The sequence below is a fragment of the Bacillus sp. P4_D3 genome (assembly GCF_056401855.1).
Genome location: NZ_JBFUIN010000365.1, coordinates 1 through 3,162, shown reverse-complemented (window position 1 = coordinate 3,162; position 3,162 = coordinate 1). Strand labels below are relative to the sequence as shown.

At 33.5% G+C, this 3,162-nt stretch carries 3 protein-coding genes; 1 reads left to right on the top strand and 2 read right to left on the bottom strand.

Annotation, left to right across the window (positions count from 1 at the left end; translation table 11 throughout):
* Window positions 1-804, top strand: an 804-nt coding sequence (gene proC, locus AC1DTM_RS21125; protein ID WP_477000796.1) for a pyrroline-5-carboxylate reductase, incomplete at its 5' end; no start/stop codon positions are given.
* Between the two features lie 526 nt (window positions 805-1,330).
* Here proC and desA read toward each other — a convergent pair.
* Together desA and AC1DTM_RS21115 are read right to left on the bottom strand one after the other, a co-directional pair.
* Window positions 1,331-2,362, bottom strand: a complete 1,032-nt coding sequence (gene desA / locus AC1DTM_RS21120) for a Delta(5) desaturase DesA (protein WP_477000795.1) — start codon at window positions 2,360-2,362, stop codon at window positions 1,331-1,333.
* Between the two features lie 343 nt (window positions 2,363-2,705).
* Window positions 2,706-3,162, bottom strand: a 457-nt coding sequence (locus AC1DTM_RS21115; protein WP_477000794.1) for an ATP-binding cassette domain-containing protein, incomplete at its 5' end; no start/stop codon positions are given.

The window sequence follows — 3,162 nt, the reverse complement described above, 5'->3', positions numbered from 1 at the left end:
GGATTCATCGGATGCGGAAATATGGGGATGGCTATAATTGGCGGAATGCTAAACAAAAATATAGTGTCTTCAAATAAAATCATTTGTTCAGATTTAAACACTACGAATTTAAAAAATGCCAGTGAAAAATACGGGCTAACTACAACTACTGACAACAATGAAGTAGCTAAAAATGCTGATATTTTAATTTTATCAATTAAACCAGACCTATACGCATCAATAATTAACGAAATAAAAGAAGTGATAAAAAACGATGTTATCGTCGTAACGATCGCTGCAGGAAAAAGCATCAAAAGTACTGAGGATGCTTTTCATAAAAAGTTAAGGGTTGTAAGAGTAATGCCTAATACACCTGCTCTTGTTGGAGAAGGAATGTCTGCGTTATGTCCTAATGAAATGGTGACAGAAAGAGATCTAGAAGATGTACTCAACATTTTCAATAGTTTTGGTCAAACAGAGATAGTAAGTGAAAAATTAATGGATGTTGTAACTTCTGTAAGTGGTTCTTCACCAGCATATGTATATATGATTATAGAAGCGATGGCAGATGCAGCTGTATTAGATGGTATGCCACGAAATCAAGCATATAAATTCGCAGCTCAAGCTGTGTTAGGCTCTGCAAAAATGGTACTAGAAACAGGAATGCATCCAGGTGCATTGAAAGATATGGTTTGTTCCCCAGGCGGAACAACAATAGAAGCTGTAGCAACATTAGAGGAAAAAGGCTTACGAACAGCCATCATTTCAGCTATGCAGCGTTGTACGCAAAAGTCTGTTGAACTATCTAGGCAAACTAAAGAGTAAAAACTGTAAAAGAGATCACTTTAGCTGAATACACATATCTTTAAACAGTTTTAGACTATATGCACATTTCATTTACATACTCCTCCTTTTTCACCAGTAACTGAACGGACAAATTCAAGGATAATTGAGTTTGTCCGTTTTGTATTTTGTTATTCTAAAATAATTCACCTATTCTTATTATCATTTATTTCATAGCGTAATACCCTTGGTAACATCATTTTCATATGTATTTGCTGCAGATTGTATCAAGTTTTAAATCATACGTTTCTTGTAAGACATGATACACACCAGATGAAATATACTCAGAGACTAAGCATAATATCTATTGAAAAAAGTAATATCAATCGTCTCAAATTGTTAACATAATATTTTTATCGTCTTCTTATACTAATACCTACTATTTCCTAATCCACCTCCATTACAATTTAAATCATTTAAGTTTTCTCCATATCGTACATCTACTATTTAAACAAAAACTCCCCTTAAATCAAAAATGATTAAGGGGAGTCAGTTATATGTGGTGAAGTTATAGTTCTGATTTTACTGGAATAGAAACATTGTTTTTCACTAAATTTTTAACGTCTTTAAAGCTAACAAAATTGTTGTTTTGCTCATCCCAAAGACGGAAACGGAGTGACCGCAAACTTGTAGCAAGAGTAATCGTTGGTACATWTTTTAAAGGAAGCGTATTATTGTGTGCCTCTTCTAATTGATAATTAGGTACTCTTGGACTTAAATGGTGAACATGGTGAAATCCAATATTACCAGTTAGAAATTGTAGGATTTTGGGAAGTTTATAAAATGAACTTCCTTCTACTGCCGCTTTCACATATTCCCACTCTTTATCTTCTTCAAAATAAGAATCCTCGAATGTGTGCTGTACGTAAAACAGCCAAATACCTATTGAACCTGCTATTAAGAATATGGAACCATGTACTAAAAGAAACGATTGCCATCCGATTGCCCAGCAAAGTAACCCTACTAAAGCAACAATTAAAACATTCGTCAAATAGGTATTCATGCGTTCCTTCTTTCTAGCACCTTTTCTGTTAAATCTATTTTTAAGTAGGAAAACATAAATCGGACCTAACCCAAACATAACCAATGGATTGCGATATAAACGATATGCTAAACGGAGTCTAAATGGCGCTGCCAAATATTCCTTCACTGTAAGGGTCCAAATATCTCCTGTACCTCGCTTATCCAAATTACCACTTGTAGCGTGATGAACGGAATGCTCATGCCCCCATTGATCAAACGGGAATAAAGTTAAAACACCCATACATGTCCCTACTATTCTATTTACACGACGACTTTTAAAAAAAGAATGATGGGTACAATCATGAAAAATAATGAAAACCCGTGTCATAAATCCAGCGGCTAACAGAGATGGAACTAATGCTAACCAATAAGAAACGGACAGGCTTTTATAAGCAAGGTACCATAAGATAATAAATGGCACTACCGTATTGATGATTTGCCAAACACTTTTTTTTGCCGTTGATTTTTCAAAAGGAGCAACTTGTTTTTTTAAATTTTTAGTATTTTGTAATGTCATTTTTTCTAATTCCTTTCCTTTATGTTGCTAATTCGTATTATAACACATTATTAGTAGTAGGTGTTATACGCAGGTATAATAAATATTTTATACTATAAAAATCTCTTTCTTCTTACTCATTCCTTACAAATTGCTTACGTCCAAAAAAAACTTCTATAATGGAAAAAGCATTTATGCACGTTGATAATAGTAATCCCCGTTTCCATGAAACTAACCACAAATAGTTTCCTAAAACAGTAAAAAAGTCGATTCCCTGTAAATTAAAGGATAATCGACTTCTTTATTATTCATTTAATTGTAGTATTTGAAGACACTTTAAAAATATTCTCACCTTAATTATTATCTATAAAACAATCCGTTTCTCAGTTTCTGAATCAAAGTAATGAACTTTGTCCATGTTTAAACCGAGCTCTATATTTGATTGACTTTGCACATCTAAAGATGTGTCCACACGTGCAACAAAAGATTGTCCATTAATGTTAGAATATAGATATGTTTCTGCTCCCATTAGTTCTGCTACATCAATACATACCGTTACTTTTGCGTTATATGGTAAATCCTCGATTTCTTTTCCATAATAAAAGTCTTCTGGACGTATTCCTATTATGATTTCTTTATTCGTATAGCCCTTATTTCGCAAGCCTTTCATCTTCTCTTCTGGCACTTCAATTTTCCACTTATCAATCATAACTGCATTATCTGTTAATACTCCTTTGAAAAAATTCATTCCAGGAGAGCCAATGAATCCGCCGACAAATACATTCTCTGGATTATCATACACTTCTTTCGGTGTACCGACT